At 63.4% G+C, this 22,203-nt stretch carries 17 protein-coding genes; 9 read left to right on the top strand and 8 right to left on the bottom strand.

All coding sequences use genetic code 11. From position 1 onward, the window contains the following. Nucleotides 1-32: 32 nt before the first annotated feature. Nucleotides 33-1,364 carry an O-antigen ligase family protein gene (locus OZN62_RS08700; RefSeq protein WP_269099217.1) on the top strand — a complete coding sequence of 444 codons (1,332 nt, stop codon included), beginning with the start codon at nt 33-35 and terminating at the stop codon, nt 1,362-1,364. Beyond that, nucleotides 1,361-2,086, top strand: a complete 726-nt coding sequence (locus OZN62_RS08695; protein WP_269099216.1) for a hypothetical protein — start codon at nt 1,361-1,363, stop codon at nt 2,084-2,086. The genes OZN62_RS08700 and OZN62_RS08695 overlap by 4 nt, the downstream gene beginning before the upstream one ends. 27 nt (nt 2,087-2,113) lie before the next feature. Here OZN62_RS08695 and OZN62_RS08690 read toward each other — a convergent pair whose 3' ends face one another. From OZN62_RS08690 to OZN62_RS08675, 4 genes are all read right to left on the bottom strand, one after another. After that, nucleotides 2,114-2,581 carry a hypothetical protein gene (locus OZN62_RS08690; RefSeq protein ID WP_269099215.1) on the bottom strand — a complete coding sequence of 156 codons (468 nt, stop codon included), beginning with the start codon at nt 2,579-2,581 and terminating at the stop codon, nt 2,114-2,116. A gap of 407 nt (nt 2,582-2,988) precedes the next feature. Then, nucleotides 2,989-3,537 carry an LptA/OstA family protein gene (locus tag OZN62_RS08685; protein WP_269099214.1) on the bottom strand — a complete coding sequence of 183 codons (549 nt, stop codon included), beginning with the start codon at nt 3,535-3,537 and terminating at the stop codon, nt 2,989-2,991. Nucleotides 3,538-3,563: 26 nt separating this feature from the next. Beyond that, nucleotides 3,564-4,220, bottom strand: coding sequence for an LPS export ABC transporter periplasmic protein LptC (gene lptC / locus OZN62_RS08680; protein WP_269099213.1), 657 nt, complete (start codon nt 4,218-4,220; stop codon nt 3,564-3,566). Nucleotides 4,221-4,243: 23 nt separating this feature from the next. Continuing rightward, nucleotides 4,244-4,864 (bottom strand): ribonuclease D, encoded by a 621-nt coding sequence (locus OZN62_RS08675; RefSeq protein ID WP_269099212.1) that lies wholly within the window; start codon nt 4,862-4,864, stop codon nt 4,244-4,246. Nucleotides 4,865-4,945: 81 nt separating this feature from the next. Here OZN62_RS08675 and ung point away from each other — a divergent pair, with 81 nt between their 5' ends. The 3 genes from ung to OZN62_RS08660 all read left to right on the top strand — a co-directional run bounded on the left by ung (nt 4,946) and on the right by OZN62_RS08660 (nt 7,931). Beyond that, a complete protein-coding gene (gene ung / locus OZN62_RS08670) occupies nt 4,946-5,629 on the top strand; it encodes a uracil-DNA glycosylase (protein WP_269099211.1) in 684 nt (227 codons plus the stop codon). Between the two features lie 164 nt (nt 5,630-5,793). After that, nucleotides 5,794-6,126 (top strand): TraR/DksA family transcriptional regulator, encoded by a 333-nt coding sequence (locus tag OZN62_RS08665; RefSeq protein WP_269099210.1) that lies wholly within the window; start codon nt 5,794-5,796, stop codon nt 6,124-6,126. An 11-nt stretch (nt 6,127-6,137) separates the two neighbouring features. Then, a complete protein-coding gene (locus OZN62_RS08660; protein ID WP_269099209.1) occupies nt 6,138-7,931 on the top strand; it encodes an acyltransferase family protein in 1,794 nt (597 codons plus the stop codon). Nucleotides 7,932-7,955: 24 nt separating this feature from the next. On the opposite strand, the gene OZN62_RS08655 is transcribed toward OZN62_RS08660, so the two are convergent. After that, nucleotides 7,956-8,189, bottom strand: a complete 234-nt coding sequence (locus OZN62_RS08655; RefSeq protein WP_269099208.1) for a hypothetical protein — start codon at nt 8,187-8,189, stop codon at nt 7,956-7,958. A gap of 238 nt (nt 8,190-8,427) precedes the next feature. On the opposite strand from OZN62_RS08655, the gene OZN62_RS08650 reads away from it, so the two are divergent. From OZN62_RS08650 to OZN62_RS08635, 4 genes are all read left to right on the top strand, one after another. Continuing rightward, nucleotides 8,428-10,368: a hypothetical protein gene (locus tag OZN62_RS08650; RefSeq protein WP_269099207.1), complete on the top strand. Its 1,941-nt coding sequence runs from the start codon at nt 8,428-8,430 to the stop codon at nt 10,366-10,368. A 74-nt stretch (nt 10,369-10,442) separates the two neighbouring features. Next, on the top strand, nt 10,443-12,362 hold the full coding sequence (locus OZN62_RS08645) for a TIR domain-containing protein (RefSeq protein WP_269099206.1): 1,920 nt from the start codon (nt 10,443-10,445) through the stop codon (nt 12,360-12,362). 31 nt (nt 12,363-12,393) lie between these two features. Continuing rightward, nucleotides 12,394-12,654: a hypothetical protein gene (locus tag OZN62_RS08640; protein ID WP_269099204.1), complete on the top strand. Its 261-nt coding sequence runs from the start codon at nt 12,394-12,396 to the stop codon at nt 12,652-12,654. A 100-nt stretch (nt 12,655-12,754) separates the two neighbouring features. Then, the gene (locus tag OZN62_RS08635; protein ID WP_269099203.1) at nt 12,755-14,350 is read left to right on the top strand and encodes a trypsin-like serine protease; all 1,596 of its coding nucleotides are present in this window, start codon (nt 12,755-12,757) and stop codon (nt 14,348-14,350) included. A 94-nt stretch (nt 14,351-14,444) separates the two neighbouring features. On the opposite strand, the gene OZN62_RS08630 is transcribed toward OZN62_RS08635, so the two are convergent. The 3 genes from OZN62_RS08630 to gltB form a co-directional block, all read right to left on the bottom strand. Continuing rightward, the gene (locus tag OZN62_RS08630) at nt 14,445-15,902 is read right to left on the bottom strand and encodes an FAD/NAD(P)-binding protein (RefSeq protein WP_269099202.1); all 1,458 of its coding nucleotides are present in this window, start codon (nt 15,900-15,902) and stop codon (nt 14,445-14,447) included. 137 nt (nt 15,903-16,039) lie between these two features. Further along, nucleotides 16,040-17,476 carry a glutamate synthase subunit beta gene (locus OZN62_RS08625; protein ID WP_269099201.1) on the bottom strand — a complete coding sequence of 479 codons (1,437 nt, stop codon included), beginning with the start codon at nt 17,474-17,476 and terminating at the stop codon, nt 16,040-16,042. Nucleotides 17,477-17,487: 11 nt separating this feature from the next. Next, nucleotides 17,488-22,131, bottom strand: coding sequence for a glutamate synthase large subunit (gene gltB, locus OZN62_RS08620; RefSeq protein WP_269099200.1), 4,644 nt, complete (start codon nt 22,129-22,131; stop codon nt 17,488-17,490). Nucleotides 22,132-22,203 lie beyond the last annotated feature (72 nt).

The raw sequence follows: 22,203 nt of genomic DNA, 5'->3' as shown, positions 1-22,203 counted from the left end.
CGAAAGACTGAAAAGGGACAAATGGTCTTACGATGATGAAGCTGATCCAACGTCCCGTTACCCAGCTCCAGATCCTACTCGTCCTGGCTGTCCTTCTTGGCGGCGGCGGTGTGGTCTATGGCTTTCGGCACATGGCGATCCAGTTGTTCGCACTCGCCTTGCTGGCGTTGAACGCAGGGCGGTTCGGGGACTTCGTCCGCGAAGCTCCGCGGGTCCTCGTCATCCTTGTCGCGCTGACCTTGGCTTTCCCGCTCCTGCAGGCGGTCCCGCTACCTGCTCCCCTGTGGCAGGCGTTACCCGGTCGAGACCTGGTGGTGCAGGCCTACAGCGTCACGGGTATCGATACGCAGAGCTGGTTCACATTCAGTGTCGATCCCTTGCGAACCCTGACGTCCTTTTGCGCCACCCTGGCACCGGCTGCCATGATCGTATTGGGCTGGTCACTGTCGCAGGAAGATCGACATGTCCTCGTCAAGACCCTTGTCGCGGTTGCGCTTGGCGCATTCCTGCTGGGGACGCTGCAACTCAGCAGCGCCAATACGTTTGGTATCCTGCAAGATATCGATGCCGGCCCAGACGTCTTCTACGCCACCTTTTCCAACCGCAATTCGACAGGCATCTTCTTCGTCATAGCGACGATCACTTTGGCGGCCGTGCCTCTGCCGTCAGGTCGCCTCTGGCCAATGCTGGCTGCCGGCGCCGGTGCCTTGATGGTGATAGCGGTGGTTCTGACACAGTCGCGTTCCAGCATGACGCTGCTCGTCTTGTTGCTCGCATTTGTCGTCGCCAGGTTTGCCGCCAGCTACCTTCGCAGCAAGCGCTCAGGCGTTCTGGCCAACAGGCGCCCCATGATCATCGGAAGCGCGATTGTTGTTGTAATCGGCATCGTTGCCATCGTCGCGTCTGTGGCTTCTGGCGGTCGTGCCGCCCAGAGCCTTGAGCGCTTTTCTCAAATCGACGGCGATCGCCTAGAGATGTGGGACGACGGTGCCTTCGTGGCAAAGCGCTACTGGCCGGTCGGCTCAGGCACGGGAACGTTCGACGAAGTCTTCCAGATCGACGAATCGCTGGCCTATGTTTCCCCGGGAAGGGCGGGCCGTGCGCATAACGATTACATTGAGCTTGCGATTGAGACCGGCGTGATCGGCATCCTTGTCCTTCTTGCATGGTTTGCTTGGCTAGGATGGGCGACATGGCAACGTCGGAACGATGCCGACAGGTGGCTTGCCTTCGCCGCAATCGTCTCCTTTACCTGTATCGCGCTCCAGTCTGTGCTCGACTATCCTCTGCGAAACCACGCGATGCTATGCATCGCGGGGCTGCTCGTCGTGCTGCTCCTTCCTGCTCGTGAGAAGTCGGCATGATGGGGCGGGCAGTCTATTTCTTCGCCCTCGCAGTGATTGCGATGGCGGCCATCGGCATTCAGATGGATCGGCAGGCCTACAGCGATCCTTCCGTAGTCGATTTGGTTCCTTCTCCCTTCAGAGGTGTGGCGCAACAAAGATCCCTCGAAGCAGCTGTTGCTCGAGGCGACAGCAACAACATCCTGACTGAGGCCCGCAATCTGGTCAGGATGCGGCCTTTGCCGGCGCGGCATCCTCTCTTGTATGCTCAGGCAGCTGAGCTTGACGGCAACAATGATGCAGCGATTGGAGCCCTTGAAGTTGCTGCAGCAAGGGGATGGCGAGAGCCCGTCCCCCAGATCGCCGTAGCTAGAGCGGGCCTTCTTTCAGGAGACTATGCATCCGCGGCTGAGCGCGTCGCAGCCTTGAGTGCAACTGGCTCAGCCAATGATCAGGCAAATGACATCCTGACCGCCATGATGGATGAAGCGGGCGGTCGGCAGGCTATTGCAGCGCTGTTGACGCGCGATGGCACCTGGAAGCGTTATTTCGTTCAGCGACTTCGTTCCGTCGGCATGGACGAAGAATTTGCCGAGACGATTGAGATGGCCTGGGACTTTGACGCTACCTTGGATTGTGCTCAATTACGTCCGGCTGCCTTGAATTTCCTACGCCGAGATCAGAGCGACTTGGCCAACAAGGTTTGGCGTGGTGACTGCGCCAAAGAGCAATTGCAGCCTTGAGACAGTTCATCTGTTGGCAGGCTGGAACTAAACTGCCTCGACAATCTTGAGGCGACGATCTTGTTCATCTCGCAAGTCTTGGATTGCGTCCCGCATCTGGCGACTGAGCATGCCTTGATAACGGCCGACAAGTTGCTGATCCTGTAGCCCCAGGTGCCTGTCGCAAAGAAATAGGCCGAACACGTCTGCCTTGTCGTGGATATTGTCGATCATATCAGCTTCTGCTGTCGCCAACCTTTTTTCACGCCAAATGAGGTTGGTAATTCGTTCGACAAGGATCAGCTCCACTGCGGTTGCTGGTTTGAAGTCGCCCTTCAAAGCCATCAGTAAGAGATCATAGTCAAAGGCATCCTCATGGTCTGCCACTGCCGTCTTGCTCAAGACGCCATGCCTGAAGGCATTAAGGCTGCTGCGCCTTTTGCCTTCCTCGGTCCGAGGACCGGTGCTCTTTTGAGCATTGCTCCGGTTTGCCGCCATCTGCTTTTCTGATGTCATCGAAGGTCGCCTCCGGAAGGTGCATGCGAAATTGCTCGAAACACAATGATACACAAAAGTCGGCCAAATCGCAATTATACTTCACGAAAATGAAATCATGCAAGCTTTCTTTGCATATTTCACGCCGCAAATATTCGCATAAATGTATGGAAATCCGAGAATTTCAGCCAATTTCCGTCTAGGCCGTCATTCTGACCAAACGAACCCATTTCCCGGCATCAGCCATGTAAGAGGTTGCAGCAAAGGTGACCTTGCCAAAGTCGAATGACCACACGCCACTTCGAAACGCCGTGCGGAGTGGCGTGCCGAAGCAAGGCCTTGAAGCTCATTTTCTGGTTGGAGGTTGTCCATAGTTTCACACGGCGGCCATTTCCGCCATTCTTGGACAGCCTCGAGATCGTAGGCGCCTATTCCTGATCAGGCACGGCGAAGGTGCCCGTCACCCGGCCCGTATTCTCGTCCGCGCGCGAGCTGCTGCCGTCGACGCTGGAGACGCCGGAATTGAGGTCGATTACCAAGCGGCCGCCATCCAGCGTATCGCCGCCCCGTCGCAGCGCGACGCCGCCCGACATGATGATCACCCGGCGATTGAAGTCATAAACCGCCGCCGCCCCGCTGGCGCGTTCGTTGCCGCGCGTGACGGTCACGCCGCCGGTCGCATCGATGCGCTGGATACGCAGCGTGCCGGTGTCGGTATAGGCGACCGTGGTGCGCTGGGCCGTCATTCGCAGGTCGCCCTGCCGGATTTCGACATTGCCCGACAGCACCACGCGGTTCTGCCGATCCTGCAGTTCGATGCGGTCGGCTGCATAGTTCACCGGTTGGTTCGAATTGAACCCGGCGATGTTCTGCGCCACCGCGACCGAGCCGAACGAAAGCGCCGCGACCGTGCCCGCCAGCAGGCCACCGGCAAGGCCGCGCAGGGCCAGGCGGGAAAGCGAAGTCTTGTGGGACATGGTCGAAAGCTCCGTCTTCATATCGGTCACTCTATGCCTTGCGGCAGGCGCAGGCGGCCAGGGGTCATCCGCAGCCGCGCATTGCCGTTGAGCGAAAAGCTCCGCTCTTCCAGGTCGGCGCGCATGGCATCGGCGGAGAAGGTGCCCGCCGGCAGCTCGCCGCCAACGCTACCTTCGCCCACCAGCGTGCGGGTGGGCAGGTCGATGGTGACATTGCGCGCGACGAATTCATAACCGTCGGCCGCGGTGAAGCGCACGATGCCCGGAATGCCGACCTGTTCGTCGTCGATGGCGTAGGTGCCGCGCGGAGCGCTGAGCACGGCCGGGCCATCGGCCAGCACGATGCGGGCGGTGAGGTCTTCCAGCTGCACCACCGGCACCGAATTGCTCTGCTGCACGGCTTCGCCCGCCACCAGCGAGAACGGGCGCCCCCGGCTGTCCTGCCCGCGATACATGGCATTGTCGACGCGCAGCCGGTCTTCGGCGATGGCCACCTTGTTGCGATCGAGCAGGAAGCTGACGTCGCCGCGCGGAGACAGCGGGGTGATCAGCATCATCGCCGCCACCACGCCGACCAGGGCCGGCAGGCCCACCGCCAGCACGCGTATCACCTTGTCCAGCTGGCTGCCCGGGACAGCGAAGGCCTGGCGCTTGGTACGGATACGGTCGGCGGCGATGGTCATGTCTGTGCTCTACCGCACGAGTCTCATGACTCGTGGCTGAAAATGTCCTTGTCTGCCCATCCGGCAAGATCGAGCTTGGCGCGGGTGGGGAGGAAATCGTAGCAGGCCTGCGCCAGGTGCATCCGGCCCTCGCGCTCCAGCCGTTCGATCATCACCTCGCGCAGGCGATGCAGGAAGCGCACGTCGGAAGCGGCGTAGTCGCGCTGCGCCTCGTTGATTTCGGGCGCGCCCCAGTCGCTCGACTGCTGCTGCTTGGAAATGCTTTCGCCCAGCAGTTCCTCGACCAGGTTCTTGAGCCCGTGCCGGTCGGTGTAGGTGCGGGTCATCTTGCTGGCGATCTTGGTGCAGAACACCGGCGCAGCGGTAACGCCGAGGTAATGCTCGATCGCGGCCAGATCGAAACGGGCGAAGTGGTAGATCTTGATCCGTGCCGGATCGGCCAGCACCGCCTTCAGGTTCGGCGCATCGTAGGCGCTGCCATTGGCGAAGCGGACGAGGTGTTCGTCGCCATTGCCATCGCTGATCTGCACCAGGCAGAGGCGATCGCGCGGGGTGACGAGACCCATGGTCTCGGTATCGACAGCGACCGGGCCATCGGCGAGCACGCCTTCGGGCAGGTCTTCTTCGTGGAAATATACAGCCATGTCTCGCGTCCCTTAGGCGTATTGGGGATTGGAGGGAAGGGCGGCTTTGCGCCTGCGCCCTCCGCTCCTATCTCTGGGTCGATGAGTGAAACCGTGCCGCTAAGCTGGGCCCCTGTGCTCGAACCCGTGCTTGCCACTGCGGAAGCGCGGCGGCTGGGCGGCTGGCTGCGTGCCGAGGAGGATGCCGGCAAGGCGATCTACCCGCCGCGCGGCTGCCGGCTCAAGGCGCTGGAACTGACCCCGCTGGATGCCGTGCGCGTCGTCATCCTGGGGCAGGACCCCTACCATGGCCCTGGCCAGGCCCACGGCCTGTGCTTTTCCGTGCCCGAAGGCGTGGCCCCGCCGCCATCGCTGAAGAACATCTTCAAGGAACTGGAGAGCGACCTCGGCATCATCGCCCCCGCGCATGGCAACTTGCAGCACTGGGCGCAGCAGGGCGTGCTGCTGCTCAACAACACGCTGACGGTGCAGCAGGGGCAGGCCGGCAGTCACGCGGGCAAGGGCTGGGACGCGATTACCGATGCCTGCGTGGCGGCGGTGGCCGAACGGCAGGAGGCGTGCGTCTTCATCCTCTGGGGCAGCCATGCGCAGGGCAAGGCGGCGCGGATCCCGGCCTTGCACGAGGAGGATCGCCACCTGCTGCTGAAGAGCCCGCACCCCAGCCCGCTGTCCGCCCATCGCGGCTTCTTCGGCTCCAAGCCCTTTTCGCGCGCCAACGCGTTTCTCGAACAGAACGGTCGCGGCAGCGTCGACTGGCGACTGTGACGGCGCGCAAGTCCAACTAATGTGGAACACATGGAACAGTGTCCCGGGAGGAAAAACTCCGGCGACTGTGGAGTTCCATTTTGCTCGCAATGTCAGCCGCTTGGGCAAGTTTCCCATGCGCCTGCTTTGACAATCGGCGCCAGAGTAGGAAAGCTGCCCGAACGATGATCGAAGACGACGCCCGAACTGCCCTGGCCGAGCGGCTCGCCGAGCTGGATCGACTCGACGCGATCAGCGCGGAAGGACGTGCGCCTGTCACCTTGCAGCAGGATAGCGTCGGGCGCCTGTCGCGCATGGACGCCATGCAGCAGCAGGCCATGGCCCAGGCCGAGGAACGGCGCCGACAAGCCGAACGCAGCCGCATCAGGGCGGCGCTGGAACGGCTGGACGAGGGCGAATGGGGCTACTGCGTCCAGTGCGGCGAGGAGATCGCCGAAGGGCGGCTGTCCAACGATCCCAGCGTAGCCAAGTGCGTCGCCTGCGCAAGCGGCAGCTGAGAGCCACCAGCGTGACCGGGACCGCAGGCTACAACCAGAACATCCAGATGCTGCGCGGTGTCGCCGTGCTGCTGGTGCTGGGATTCCACCTGCAACTGGGATGGTTTGCCTGGGGCTATCTGGGCGTCGACCTGTTCTTCCTGGTTTCCGGCTTCCTGATGCCGCTGATCCTGCCGAAGTATTCCGCCGGCACCTTCCTGCTGGCGCGGGTGAAACGCATCTATCCGGCGCTGCTGGCCGCAATCGCCGTCAGCTTTGCACTGGGCTGGGTGACGATGATGCCGGGCGAGATGGATGCCTTCTCGCAAAGTGGACTGGCGGCCATCTTCTCGGTCAGCGAATTCTGGTTCGCCGCCAACACCGGCTATTTCGATGAACCGCGGCAGACCAACCCCCTGCTCCACACATGGTCGCTGGGGGTGGAATTCCTCTGTTATGCGCTGGTGGCGCTGGGCCTGCTGGTCAGTGGGTCAGAGAAGCTGCGCGAGCGGCTGGCGCTCGGCGGTGCGGTCGCCTCGGCACTGGCATTCCTCGCCATGTGGTGGGTGCAGGGCGACCAGATCAGCTACTTCAATCCGCTGCCGCGCATGGCGCTGTTCCTGTTCGCCTTCTGGGTGAGCGCACGGCGCTGGACCATGGCGCCGCTCCCCGCCCTGGGCCTGACCGTGGCGGGCATCGCCCTGCTGGCCGTGTTGTTCGCGGATGAATTGCTGGCGCGGGTATTCCCCAGTCCGGCGGTGTTCCTCCTCGTCCCGGTAGGGCTGCCGATGATGATGCTGGCGCGCCCGGTGCCCCTGCCGAGACTGCTGGGCGCTCCGCTGCGCTGGCTCGGCGATATCAGCTATTCGCTCTACATCTGGCACTGGCCGGTCATCACGTTCCAGATGCTGGCGGTTCGCAATTTTGACGTGCGGCTGTGGGAAGCGCCGATCCTTGCGGCGATCTCGCTGGTTGCCGCTGCGGCGTCCTATTACCTCATCGAGAGGAACGGCTTCCTGCGTCGCACCGTCGTCATCGCGGTGGCCGCCGCCGTCCTGGGATTGGGCGCGACGGTGGGCATAGCGACGAATGGCTTCACCTTCCGTTGGCCCGCCGTATTGGCGCCCTATGCCTCGCTGGAGATCATGCGCGATCGGAGCAATGCTGCCTGCCGCCAGGAGTTTGCCGGACTTGGCTTCCATTTGGCTTGTTCGCCAGCGACCGAGGACACCGTGATGATTCTGGGGGATTCGCACGCGCGGCACTTCATGCCGCTGTTCGCCGCGGCGGAGCCGGAGACCCGGACCATGCGCCTCAGCGCCACTGCGGGCGAATTGGCGGAGGTGTGGAGCGAGGCGAAGCGCGCCGCGGACGAAGCCGGGGCAAGCCGCGTCTATGTCGCGTTCCGCTGGTACAACGAAGATGCCGACGGGGTGCGGGCATTGCTGGCGGCGATGGCCGCCGATCCCTTGCCGCAAGCAGTGCTGGTGCGGGATATCCCGGCCTACACGTTCAACGTGGTCGCCTGCTGGGTCAATCAGCATGCCATCATGTTCTACGGCTTTTGCGGCCACGACCTCGGCAAGCCGTTACCGCTCGACGTCGTGCAGAATGCCACGGAAGGCAACTGGGCGCTGGCCGCCGCTACCGACCTGCCGCAGATCGATACGCATGGGCCCTTCTGCGATGCGGAGGGATGCCGGGTGCTGCGGGGCGACACGCTGCTCTACCGTGACACCAACCACCTGCATGAGCGCTTGGACACCCCTGTGCAGCTTTGGCTTTACGAGCAGATTTTCGCGGCGGACCGCCAGCGGGCGGACTGAGGTGGCTGTCCGGGCAAGCTGGACCTAGCCGACGAACACGAAGTCGGAGAGCGGGAAGCGCGCGACCTCGGCATCGTCGCTGTCGAACACGACCAGGTGCCTTGCCAGGGACAGCTGCCCGGCTTCCAGTTCGCGTGAAGCCATCTGCCGCGCGGCCTGCTTTGCCACCAGCGCGATCACCGATTCGTCAGGCAGGTCCAACGCGATACCGCGAGCGGGGGAGCACTTGCCCTCGAGGCAGAATCGGAAGCTTGGCATGTGTCGATACGACGCTGCCAATGTTACAGTTTGAAGACTCTTCGGCCTCTACTCGGATCTTCCTCGCCGGCCGGGAGGACGGACCATGCGATTCCCGGCAGTCTGCGGTATTCCGCTGCTTCCGCAAACCGAGGAAGCCCATGGCGAGCCGGATCGTCGAGTGCGCCCCTGGCGCCCCGAAGTAGACTGGTGCAATCAAGCGAGTTAAGCTTCGGCTCTTGGCTAAAGGCAGCGCTCCGTGAAGATACAAAAGCCTGAACTGGCTCCACGACAATTGTCTTTGGCGGTGACGGGGCACCGTCGGAACAATGCCCAGCTCAAGGCAAACCTGCCGGCGGTCGAGAAGGCTCTTATCAGCCTGTTCGAGCAGATCGACGCCCGCCTTGATGCCGCACGCGATGATCTTGGCCCCGTCATCCTGCACAATCTGATGGCCGATGGGATCGACCAGATCACCTCTGAAGCCGCGCTCGCCAGAGGCTGGGAGCTCGCCATACCATTGCCTTTCGGTCGCGCACTCAATGCTGCGATCAACCTGCACCCGGCATCGCCGGATGAGGCAAAGGCGTTGCTGAATGGCGAAGCCGTCCGAGATCAGGACCTGGCCGGCCGATCGGCGCATCTCGACCAGCTGTTGGCGCAGGCACGCGTTTTCGAACTGGCAGATCGCGACGAGGACATCGCGGAGCTGTATCTGTCGATGCTCCAGCACCCAGACGACGTTGAGAGGCGGAGCGCTTTCGAAACGCAGAGTAACGACCAGGTGGCCTTGGCCGGGCGCGTCATGATCGAACGGGCTGACCTCCTGTTGGCAGTCTGGGATGGAAAGATCTCGAATCTGCGCGGCGGCACTGGCCATACGGTAAGGACGGCCCTCAACATGGGGACGCCCGTGCTGTTGATCGATCCTTCACAGCCGGAAGTCTGGTCCATCCTGTCTCGTCCCGAAGACATGTTCGGAGGTCGGCTGCATGACTTGGAGCAGTTGCACGGCATCATCGACACTGCCGTGGGGCTGACGTCGCCAGACATGGTATCGAAGATTGACCGGGAGCAGTGGCATCTTCGGAGCAGCCGCCTGTGGGCGCTCTACCGGGGCATCGAGAGGGCCTTTGGCAGCGATGCGAGGGATGGCACCAGGCTGGTCACCAAGTACGAGCGGCCGGACGAGATTGCCGAGGGCAGTGCCGCAGGGCTGGTACAGGCAGCCAAGCGCCTGCCCAATGTGGACCAGAGGCAGCTCAGCGGCATTCTTGGAGGGGTGATTCCGCAATTTGCCTGGGCTGATGGAATATCCAGCTGGCTTTCGGATGCATATCGCAGCGGGATGTGCCTGAATTTCATCCTTGCTGCCTTCGCGGTGATCATTGGTGCAGCCTATCTGCCGCTCGGACTGGCTGACCACAAATGGCTGTTCGCGAGCGCAGAATTGCTGCTGCTGCTCATGATCGTCTTCATCACGATCATCGGCAAGCGCCATAAATGGCATGCCCGCTGGTTCGAAACGCGCCGGGTCGCCGAATACCTGCGGCATGGGCCGATCATGTCCTTGCTGGGCATTTCCCGTCCCGCCGGGAGATGGCCGCGCAGCGAGGGAAGCGCCTGGCCCGAGCACTACAGCAAGCACAGCCTGAGAGCGGTTGGCCTGCCGCATCTCGCGCTTGATCGCGACTATCTGCGAACCGCCTTGAGCGGGTTGCTGCAACCACATGTCGAGCAGCAGCGCTCCTATCACTCCGCCAAGGCCAGTCGCTTGCTCAACGTAAATCGCCGGCTCGACAAGATTGCAGAAGGCCTGTTCATCCTCGCCATCCTTTCGGTGTCGCTCTACCTTGCGCTGAAGGCAGGAGCGGCTCTTGGGCTGCTCCCCTATGCGTGGCCGACCGCGATTTCGATGACGCTGACCTTCTGCGGCATCGCTTTCCCAACTCTGGGTGCCAGTATCGCCGGCATCCGTTTCTTCGCCGATTTCGAACGCTTCGCGGCCATCTCGCAAGCGACCGCAGGGAAGCTTGAACAGGTCGACGAACGCATCGGTCTTCTGCTGGGAGGCGCCGACCATGCGATTTCCTTCGCTACAGTCAGCGAGTTGGCCCATGCGGTCGATCAGATCGTGATCGAGGAGCTGGAGAACTGGCAGGCGGTCTTCAGCGGCAAGCACATTTCACTACCGGCATGATGCAAGGGCTTTTGACCCTTGGCGCCGGGTTGCGGTAACGTTCTGACGGGCTCGCGGGCAAAGGGACTTCGGCGATGAGCGATTGGAGGGAGGCCAGCGAAACCGAAGTCTTCGTCAGCTATTCACGCGCTGACCAGAAGCAGGCGATGCAAGTCATCAAGCTGCTGCAGGATGCCGGGCTCAACGTCTGGTGGGACGGAGAGCTGAAGCCCGGCAGCCAATATCTCGACAGTACCGAAGAGGCCCTGGAAAGTGCCAAGGCCGTCGTCGTCTTGTGGACCCAGACATCCATTGCCTCGAACTGGGTTCGTGACGAGGCGATGAGCGGTCGGGACCGCAATTGCCTGGTTCCGGTTTCGCTGGATGGAAGCATGGCACCGCTCGGGTTTCGCCAGATCCAGGCCATCGACTTCTCCGGGTGGAAGGGCAAGGCGCAAGAGCCGGTCGCCGGCCAGTTGCTCCAGGCCGTTGCCGACTTGCGAGGCCGGGCAATCCCGCCAATTGAGCATGCCCCTCGGTTCCCCGGGATCTCGCGCAGGAATGCGCTGCTGGCGGGCGGCGGCGCACTTGCGGCACTTGGTGGCTGGACCCTGTGGAAATTCGATGCCTTTGCCCCCGCCGCGGCGACGAACAGCATCGCGGTTCTGCCCTTTCGCAACCTGAGTGGCGACGAGACGCAAGACTACTTTTCGGCCGGCCTGGCGGAGGAATTGCGCGTTACCCTGAGCCTGAACCCGCAGCTGCTGGTCGCGGCCGAGACTTCCTCGCGCATTTTCGAGGAAAGCAACGAAGGGCTGGAAGCGATCGCCGAGCGCCTGGGGGTGGCTTTCGTACTGGAAGGTTCCGTCAGGCGGTCGGCTGACCTGCTGCGGATTACCGCGCGGCTTGTTGATGTGACCACCGGCTTCGACGCCTGGTCACAGGTGTTCGAGAGGCCGCCGGACAACACGTTGGAGCTGCACCGCGAATTGGCGACAAGCGTCGTGGACGCGCTTTTTGCTGCGGACGATCTCGACGTCGCAATCACCCAGCGCCCCGGCGGTACGGACTCCAGCGAGGCGCTCGATCATTACCTGCAGGGATTGTCACTCTTCCGTCTCGCCGCAAGCGAAGAGACTGACCGCGAAGCCCTGCGCGAATTCGAGCGGGCGATAGCCATCGATCCGGCCTATGCGGTGGGCCATGCAACATATGGCTGGGCGCTGATGATCGTTGGCGCGACTTACACGGCCGGAGAGGAGCTTTCCGATTACAAGCGGCGCGCGGCAGTCGCTGCCCGACGGGCCATCGAATTGGCCCCCAATGCTCCGGAAGGGCACGCTGCCCTTGGCCTGATACTGCTCAACAGCCTGGATTTGCGCGGTGCGCGCGAACCGTACCAAACCAGCTTTGACCTGGGGTTCGGCAATGCCCAGATCCTCGGCGCTTTCGCACAGTTTTCCGCCTACCTGACCGAGTTCGACGATGCGAAGACCTCGATCGCTCGCGCGCAACGGCTCGATCCGCTCAATGCGCAGGTTTATCGCACATCCGCCTTCGTGCACTATCTGGCGCGAGAGCTCGATGGTGCCAAGTCTGCCGCCAACCAGGCCCTGGTGCTCAACGAGGACATCAGCACGGTACATGCAAGCCTGGGCGATATTGCTTTCCTCGACGGAGACTTCGAGGCCGCCCGCGAACACTTTCGGTCCGAGCCATACGCCCTGGAGCGCCTTCGCGGCCTGGCCATGGTGGAAGACCGGCTTGAGGGACGTGAAGCTGCCAGGGCGCGGCTTGACGAAATGATTACGTCCCACGGCGAGAACAGCATCTACCAACAGGCGCAAGTGCTTGCTGTCTGGGGCGAAAATGAAGCGGCTCTCGATGCGCTTGAAACGGGATTGGAGAATTCCGACCCCGGCGTCGCCATCTGCGGTGCCGAGCCGCTGTTTGATCCGATTCGACAAGACCCAAGATTTGCGGCAATTCTCGGTCGTCTCGGTCTGGAAGCCTAGGCCGGGGCTGAACAACAGGGGGATGCAACGGATGAAGAAGATCGTTTTGGTCGCGATGGGCAGCGCACTGTCGCTGACTTTGGTCGCCTGCGGCGATGCGGCAGAGGAACAGGCTGTCGTCGAAGAAGACGAAGGCGTGGAGGTGAACCTGCCGGAAACGCCGGTCGAGGACGTCATGATTGCCGACGACGGTGCGGATGGCATGGATGCCGAAGGCGAAGAGAGCGGTCAGGAGCCGGAGGCCTCGGTCGATCCCAACACCGATCCGCGCGGGCCTCGTCCGGCAGGATAACAGCTGTCCAAATTGATCTGGCGGCAGGCATGCAATTTGTGCCAGCCGCCAGCATCAGACCGTAATCCGGATCGTGACAGTCACTTGAGGAGGCCGGAGCATGCTGGCGCATCGAATGGGTTTCGCGGCGCTGATGTCGCTCGCCTCGGTCGGATTATCGCCGGATGTGCAGGCCCAGGAAGCGACGCCTGAGGAAACCGAGCATAGCCAGTCCTGGGCGCGCCATTACGAACTGCCGAATGCCGAAGAGTATTCCTATGGCTGGCTCATGGCGGAGCTGGACGCAGACGAACAGGAACTGTTCGTCGCTCTATACGCAGACCTCGCCATGTATGAGCGCGCGGCCTTGCTCGACATGTCGGACCAGTTGCCGGTTGGCGAACGCGGGATTTTCGCAGCCGCGCTGCTGAGGATGGAACCCGCAGAAGTGTCTGCCCTCATCGAGTTCCTCAGTTATCTGGGCGGCAATCGGTGGCGGTTGGTTGATGCAGCGACCAGCCGGGAGCCGCGTCGGTGGGACGCTCTGGGCACCTACGCCGCGCAGGTCACGCCGCCGGAAGTGGCCTGGGCCCTGTTCGTGGCAGGGCCCTATGCCGCTTGTCCCGATCCTGCCTATCCGGGTGTCGAATCCGAAAGCTTGCCGGAGCCCATGCCTGACGAAGAAGTCGGGCAACTGCTTGGAAGCGTGATCGGCACACGAATTGGTGAACCCAGCGGAGTCGACTGGGAGGAAGCCGCTGCCCCGCAGTGCTCGCCTGCGGTCTTGGCCTTCATGGAGGGCTGGAACAGGCCGATAGGTCGCCTCACCAATGGTCAAGACGTCCGCCCGGGCGATGCACCGTGGCAAGCACAGCTTATCCGGTCGGAAGCAGGCCTGGCTCTGTGGACGACGCCGCGATTTCGACGGGCCGAGCTCGAAATTTACGGCGAATATCTGCCCGACTGGGAGAACCGCCACGTGTGCGGAGGTGTCTATCTCGGCGACAACTGGGTCGTTACGGCCGCGCACTGCCTGGAAGGATGGGGCGGCCGGGACTTGCGCGAGCTGATGAGGGTTCGTCTTGGTGCGACCGATGCCGAAACGGGCGGGCGGGAGTTCGAGATTTCAGCAGCCGTGATTCATGCCGGATATACTGGGCGCGACAGCGACTATCGCCATGACATCGCGCTGTTGCGGCTATCGGGTGAAGTTGGTTCGTCCGGCATACGGACCGCAGCGGTGCCCCGCGCCCCATATCGCGACAGTCGCCTGATCACACCGTTGATGCTCACCGGCTGGGGCCTGACTGGCCGGACCTATAATGCGACGTTGAACAGGGATATTTCCGGCCGTCCGCAGCGATATTCTCGCATCCTTCAGCAAGGCGACCTGTACCTGCATGATCCCAGTACCTGCGGCAACGATGGCGCACTGGATGGCATTACGATCTGGCCCGGACAGCTGTGCGCAAGCTCGATCGAAGGCGTCGACAGTTGTCGTGGTGACAGTGGCGGCCCGCTGGTTCTGGTGAACCGCGGCAGGCGAGAGTTGGTCGGGATTGTCTCCTATGGCGCCGGCTGCGGGCTGGAGGGGACGCCGAAGATCTTTACCGACGTTGGATACTACCGGGACTGGATCCGCAGGGCGAGGGAGGTGTCCCGCGACAACTACCTGATGACTTGGGCCTGCGACGTCTCTGGCTGGCGGGCCTGCTAGGACGGGCTCTCCCCAGGTGTCACCCCGTGTGGCCAGCCGGTTACGCCAAAGGCTGGTCTGCGACCCAGCAACCGGACATCAAATCTGGCCAGCCCTAGCTCAGTAGCTTGACGTCAAGATCCCGAGCCAAACCCGGTATCAGCCGATGGATCTGGGCAGAGATGAAGAAGACGCCGAGCGGGTCTCCGAAAACTCCAGTCGTGATGGGACCTATAGCGCGTATCTGCGGTATGCTCGCGCCACCTGGGGCCAGGACACGGTTCTCGGCATCGGTGACGATTCCAAGACCTGTAGGGTGGGGTGAAATCATTCCCTGGTCATGGAGACTGTCCAGGATGGGATTGTGCCTTATCGCTCGGGAGGTGTCGAAACCGGTGCAATTTATCACTGCGTCAAATGTCTCGGGAATGACCTGCCCATCAGCCATTCGCAGGTTTGCGACCAGCTGCTCGTCCGGTTGAGTATCCAGACTGTCGAGTGCTGCCTTGCGGAAGGAAACCTGGCCCGAACCCTCGCTCGCTTGTACCGCGAGGTCGGTCATTGGCGGAGTGCGAAAGCGATGTGCGTCATAGAACGGTCGCAAGTGCCGCAAGACACGTCGCTTCTCTTCCACCGGCAGCCTGGGCCATATCCGCGACAGGGGTAGCGATACGGCGTCAAAGCCCGCTTGCCATCCCAGTCCGTCCGCCTTCGTCTCGGCAGCGTGCCTCCTCATGTCGCGCAGCAGCCTCAACGCGGTCAGGCTTTCTGCGGCTGCATAATCGGGGAGTTCGCCTTCCAGAAGATCCAGCGGAACGACCGGTGGCTCTGGAGGGTCCGCCTGCGGGGCGAAGATACGCGGTGCTTGCGGTTGCGGTCGCAGGCCCCGGCGAGAAATTGCCTTGATCGGCCCGCTATGTCCGCGAGCGAGGAGGCTGGCGATAATGTCGAGTGCGGTGAGGCCGGCGCCAACGACCAGCACCCTTGCATCGGGCTTGATGGTATCAAGGCCTCTGCGCAGGGGGTCAGGGATCAGTCCCGGATGTCCTTCCGTGCCGCCTTTTGTCCAATCAGGCCGACGCAAAGGTGCGTTACCAACTGCCAGGATCACCGCGTCAGAGACGATGCTGTTGCCGTTGTCGAGCGACACCTCCACGCCTTCATCCATGAGGTGAAGATCGTCGGCCCTGCTCCGGACATGGGTGATAGTCGAGCCGTTCGGTTGCAGAGCGTGAGACTGCACTGTTTCGGCGAGATATCTGCGAAAATCCCGGCGGCGGATGAAGGCTTCTCCGTTCGGAAGGCGGGCTTCCGGATCGCTCCCCATCAGACCCTGATCCTCGCACCAGCGGGTGAAATGGCCCGGGTCCGCGACATCGATCGAGTGCACACCAGAAATGGCGTTGAGGCGAAAGGATGGGTCATCGGTGCTGTAGGCGAGGCCAGGGCCGATTACCGGCGATGGTTCTACAATGGTGACCGCCAGGGGGTCGGCAATCTTGCGAACCAACTGAACAGCCGCCGATGCGCCACTAAAGCCGCCACCGACTATGATGATCTGACGTCGCGCCATCAGCGTTGATTGTTGGCCCAGCACATCGGCTGGCACAAGCCTTCCATCTCAGCCGTCCTGCCCGCCGCATCGAGCAAGCGAAGAAAACGGGGAAGACCGAATGTCCGCCTGTCGCCCATCAGCTGTCGTCTGCTGGATCAGCGCGGCAGCTGGGTCGCCCCCATCAATGCCTCGTCCACGGCGGCGGCGCACTGGCGGCCTTCGCGGATGGCCCAGACGACCAGCGACTGTCCGCGCCGCATGTCGCCGCAGGCCCAGATCTGCGCGTCGCTGGTCTGGTAGTCCTGCGTGTTGGCATCGACATTGCCGCGCTCGGTCAGGCTGACGCCGGACTGTTCCAGCATGCCCTGCTTGCGCGGGCCGAGGAAGCCCATGGCGAGCAGGATCAGGTCCGCCTTCAGCGTGAATTCGCTGCCCGGCACTTCCTTCAGCTGCCCCTCGGACCAGTCGGCGCGCACGCACTTCAGGCCCGTGACCTTGCCGTCTTCGCCGACCACTTCCTTGGTCAGTACCGACCAGTCGCGCTCCACGCCCTCTTCGTGGCTCGTCGAGGTGCGCAGCTTCATCGGCCAGTCGGGCCAGGTCAGCAGCTTGTTCTCGTGCTCGGGCGGCTTGGGCATGATCTCGATCTGCGTGACCGAGGCTGCGCCCTGGCGGTTGGAGGTGCCGACGCAGTCGCTGCCGGTGTCGCCACCGCCGATCACGATCACGTGCTTGCCCGTGGCGGTCAGCGAACCGCGCGGTGCGGCGCGCTCCTCGCTGTCACCCGCGTTGCGCTTGTTCTGCTGAGTCAGGAATTCCATCGCCAGCCGCACGCCGGGCAGTTCGGCGCCGGGGATCTGCAGCGGGCGGGCATCTTCCGCGCCGCCGGCCAGCACCACCGCGTCGAAGTTTTCCTTCAGGCTCTTCACCGAGACGTCGACGCCGACTTCGGTGGAGGTCTTGAAGGTCACGCCCTCGGCTTCCATCTGCACTGCGCGGCGGTTGATGAGGCTCTTCTCCATCTTGAAGTCAGGGATGCCGTAACGCAGCAGGCCGCCGACGCGGTCGCTCTTCTCGAACAGCGTCACCGAATGGCCCGCGCGCGCCAGCTGCTGGGCGCAGGCCATGCCCGCCGGGCCGGAACCGACCACGGCAATGCTCTTGCCGGTCTTCTCGGCCGGCACCTGCGGGGTAATCCAGCCTTCCTTCCAGCCGCGATCGACGATGGCGCACTCGATGGACTTGATGGTCACCGGCTCGTCGGTGATGTTGAGCGTGCAGCTTGCCTCGCACGGGGCGGGGCAGATGCGGCCGGTGAACTCGGGGAAGTTGTTGGTCGAATGCAGCACTTCCAGTGCGCTCTTCCAGTCGCCCTCGTAGACCAGGTGGTTCCAGTCCGGGATGATGTTGTTCACCGGACAGCCGTTGTGACAGTAGGGAATGCCGCAATTCATGCAGCGCGCGGCCTGGTTGCGCAGGGCCGGCTCGTCATGCGGGATGACGAATTCCTTGTAGTGCTTCAGCCGTTCCTTGGGATCGGCATAGGTCCGATCCTGCCGCTCGATTTCGAGGAAGCCTGTTTCTTTACCCATTATCCTGAACCCTATTCAGCCGCGACCGTGGCGGCCTCTTCGCGCTCTGCCTCAAGCTGCTTGAGCGCGCGTGCATAATCCTTCGGCATCACTTTCACGAAGTGGCCAAGCGTCTCGTCCCAGTTCTCCAGCATGGCCGCCGCGCGGGCCGATCCGGTGTGCAGCTTGTGCCGCTCCAGCAGGATCTTGAGCCGCGCTGCATCGTGATAGAGCGGGTCGCCCATGCCGAAGTCCTCGACGTGGGACGGGCGCTGCTGCGGCAGGCCGGTGCCTTCGGGGTCCTGCGCATCGGCGTCGATCGGCAGCAGGTCCACCTGCGCCATGTTGCAGCGCTGGGCGAAGGTGCCGTCGGGATCGTAGACATAGGCCACGCCGCCCGACATGCCCGCCGCGAAGTTGCGCCCGGTCGGTCCGAGCACCGCGACCACGCCGCCGGTCATGTATTCGCAGCCATGGTCGCCCGTGCCTTCGACCACCGCGATGGCGCCCGAGTTGCGCACGGCGAAACGTTCGCCCGCGACGCCGCAGAAGTAGGCCTCGCCCGCAATCGCGCCGTAGAGCACGGTGTTGCCGACGATGATGTTGTCCTGCGGATCGCGATCGACTGAGTCGGGCTGGCGCACGATCACGCGGCCACCCGACAGGCCCTTGCCGACATAGTCGTTGGCGTCGCCGACCAGGTCCAGCGTGACGCCATGCGCCAGCCAGGCGGCGAAGCTCTGTCCCGCCGTGCCGGTGAAGTTGATGCGCACGGTATCGACCGGCAGGCCCTTGTGACCATGGGCCGCGGCTATCCGTCCCGACAGCATGGTGCCGACGGTGCGGTTGAGGTTGCGGATCGGGTAGTCGAGCTGCACTGGCTTGCCGGCCTCGATCGCGTCCTTGCAGTCGGCGATCAGGTTGTTGTCGAGCGCGTTCTCCAGCCCGTGATCCTGCGTCTCGGTCTGGCGGTAGGACTGGCCTTCGGCGAGGTCCACCGTGTGCAGCAGGCGCGACAGGTCCACCCCGTCGGCCTTCCAGTGGCGGATGGCGCGCTTCATGCAGATGCGGTCCACCCGGCCGATCATCTCGTCCACCGTGCGGAAGCCCATCTCCGCCATGATCTGGCGCAGCTCTTCCGCGACGAAGAAGAAGTAGTTGATGACGTGCTCGGGCGTGCCGACGAAACGCTTGCGCAGTTCCGGGTTCTGCGTGGCCACGCCCACCGGGCAGGTGTTGAGGTGGCACTTGCGCATCATGATGCAGCCCGCCGCGATCAGCGGGGCCGTGGCGAAGCCGAACTCGTCCGCCCCCAGCAGCGCGCCGATGGCGACGTCGCGGCCGGTTCGCAGGCCGCCGTCCACCTGCACCGCGATGCGGCTGCGCAGGTCGTTCAGCAGCAGCGTCTGCTGGGTTTCGGCAAGGCCGATTTCCCACGGGCTGCCCGCGTGCGTCAGGCTGGTCAGCGGCGAAGCGCCGGTGCCGCCTTCGTAGCCCGAGATGGTGACATGGTCGGCGCGCGCCTTGGAAACGCCCGCGGCCACGGTGCCCACGCCAACTTCGGAAACCAGCTTCACCGAAATGCGCGCTTCGGGCTGTACGTTCTTCAGGTCGTGGATCAGCTGGGCGAGATCCTCGATCGAGTAGATGTCGTGGTGCGGCGGCGGCGAGATCAGGCCCACGCCAGGCGTCGAGTGGCGCACCTTGCCGATGCGCTTGTCGACCTTGTGGCCGGGCAGCTGGCCGCCTTCGCCGGGCTTCGCGCCCTGCGCCATCTTGATCTGGATGTCGTCCGAATTGACCAGGTATTCGGTGGTCACGCCGAAACGGCCCGATGCCACCTGCTTGATCCGGCTGCGCATCGAATCGCCGCTGGGCAGGGGCTGGAAGCGTTCCGGCTCCTCGCCGCCTTCACCGGTGTTCGAACGGCCGCCGATGCGGTTCATGGCGATGGCCAGCGTCGAGTGCGCCTCGTGGCTGATCGAGCCGAAGCTCATTGCCCCGGTGCTGAAGCGTTTGACGATTTCCTCGGCCGGCTCGACCTCGTCCAGCGGCAGCGGCTCGTCGGCCTGCTTCAGTTCCATCAGCCCGCGGATCGTCAGCAGGCGTTCGCTCTGCTCGTTGATCGACTTGGCGAATTCCTCGTAGCTGCCGTGGTTGGCGCCGCGCACCGCGTGTTGCAGCTGGGCGATGTTGGCCGGCGTCCAGGCGTGCTCTTCGCCGCGCAGACGGTACTGGTAGATCCCGCCCACATCCAGCATGTTGCGGTAGATCGGGTTGTCGCCATAGGCTGCGGCGTGACGGCGCACCGTCTCTTCCGCCACTTCGGCCAGGCCGACGCCCTCGATGGTGGTGGCGGTGCCGGTGAAATAGGCCTCGATGAAGTCGCTCGACAGGCCGACGGCGTCGAAGATCTGCGCCCCGCAGTAGGACTGGTAGGTGCTGATGCCCATCTTGGACATGACCTTGCGGATGCCCTTGCCCACGGCCTTGATGTAGTTCTGCTCCACCTGCTCGGTGGTCAGCTCGGGCGCCTTCTTCTGGCGGATTTCCTCCAGCGTCTCGAAGGCGAGATAGGGGTTGATGGCTTCGGCGCCGTACCCTGCCAGCACGCAGAAGTGGTGCACTTCGCGCGCTTCACCGGTTTCCACCACGATGCCGGTCTGCATGCGCAGGCCCTGGCGGGTCAGCTGGTGGTGCACGGCGGCGGTGGCGAGCAGGGCGGGCATGGGAATGCGGTCCGGCCCCTGCTTGCGGTCGGACAGGATCAGGATGTTCTTGTCCTGCAGCACCGCCTCGGTCGCGGCCCAGCACATTTCCTTGATCGCCATGGCCAGGCCGTCGGCCCCGGTCTCGGCGTCCCAGGTGATGTCGATGGTGGCGGTGCGGAAGGCCCCGTCGAGGCTCGCCTCGACCGAGCGGATCTTCTCCATCCCGCGGTTGGTCAGGATCGGCTGGCTGATTTCCAGGCGCTTGTGCGTGCCGGCCTCGCGGCCGAGCAGGTTGGGGCGCGGGCCGACCATGGTCAGCAGGCTCATCACCAGTTCCTCGCGGATCGGGTCAATCGGCGGGTTGGTGACCTGCGCGAAGTTCTGCTTGAAATAGTCGTACAGCAGGCGGCTGCGCTTGGAGAGCACGGCAATCGGCGTGTCGGTGCCCATCGAGCCGATGGGATCGTCCGCGTTCACCGCCATCGGTTCGAGGAACTTGGCGATGTCTTCCTGCGTGTAGCCGAAGGCCTGCTGGCGATCGAGCAGGCTGACGTCGTTCTGCTGCACGGCCTCTTCGTCGGTCTCGATCGCATCGAGGTCGCGCAGCTTGTACTGCGCCTGCTCCAGCCACTTTTCATAGGGCTGCGCGGCGGCCAGCTCGGCCTTCAGTTCCTCGTCCTCGACGATGCGGCCCTGTTCGAGGTCGATCAGCAGCATGCGGCCCGGCTGCAGGCGCCACTTGCGCACGATGTCTTCCTCGGCGAACGGCAGCACGCCGCTTTCCGAGGCGAGGCAGACGAGATCGTCCTTGGTCACGCAATAGCGCGCCGGGCGCAGGCCGTTGCGGTCCAGCGTGGCGGCGATCTGGCGACCGTCGGTGAAGGCCACGGCGGCGGGGCCGTCCCACGGCTCCATCAGTGCGGCATGGTATTCGTAGAAAGCCCGGCGCTTCGGGTCCATCTGGTCGTTGCCGGCCCAGGCTTCCGGGATCAGCATCATCATCGCGTGGGCGAGGCTGTAGCCGCCCAGCAGCAGCAGCTCGAGCGCGTTGTCGAGGCAGGCGGTGTCCGACTGGCCGTGCGGCACGATCGGCCACAGCTTGTCGAGGTCGGCGCCCAGCAGCTCGCTTTCCATCGTGCGGCGGCGCGCGTTCATCCAGTTGACGTTGCCGCGCACGGTGTTGATCTCGCCGTTATGGCAGGCAAGCCGGAACGGCTGGGCCAGGCGCCAGCTGGGGAAGGTGTTGGTGGAAAAGCGCTGGTGCACCAGCCCCAGCGCGCTCTCGCACTCGGGATCGCGCAGGTCGTCGTAGAAGCTGCCCACCTGGTTCGCCAGTAGCAGGCCCTTGTAGACCACCGTGCGGCTGGAGAAGCTGGGCATGTAGAGCTTTTCCAGCCCAGGCATGTCGTGCTTCTTGGCCAGTTCCTTGAGCGGGTTCTGGGTCTGCTTGCGGATCACGATCAGCTTGCGCTCGAAGGCGTCCTGGTCGGCGCAGTTGTCGCCCTTGCCGATGAAGCACTGGCGGATCACCGGCATGGAATCGAGAACAGCCTTGCCCAGGCCATCCATGGTCAGCGGCACGTCGCGCCAGCCGATCAGGTGCTGGCCTTCCTTGGCGATGAACTTTTCGAACTGCGCGGTGATGAAATCGCGCGCATCGTCCTGCTGTGGCATGAAGCACATGGCCACGGCGTAGTCGCCGGCGGGCGGCAGGGTCAGGCCTTCGGATTCGGCCCACTTGCGATAGAGCTTGTCCGGGATCTGGATCAGGATACCCGCGCCGTCACCCAGCAAGGGGTCGGCGCCCACCGCGCCGCGGTGGTCGAGATTGGCCAGAATTTCCAGTGCCTGCGTAATAATGCCGTGCGATTTGACGCCCTTGATATGGGCGACAAAGCCCATGCCGCAGTTATCATGCTCGTTGACGGGATCATAAAGGCCGCGAGGCGACGGGTACTCGGTCAAAACTCTTCACTCTCTGTTGCGGGGCGGAAATGGACCGCGCTTCGAACCCATTGCCCGGAAAACCGGTTACAA

Origin of the sequence: Aurantiacibacter sp. MUD11 (assembly GCF_026967575.1) — a bacterium.
Lineage (GTDB): Bacteria > Pseudomonadota > Alphaproteobacteria > Sphingomonadales > Sphingomonadaceae > Alteraurantiacibacter.
The sequence above is the reverse complement of the archived record's forward strand: the minus strand, read 5'-3'. Positions and strand labels throughout refer to the sequence as shown.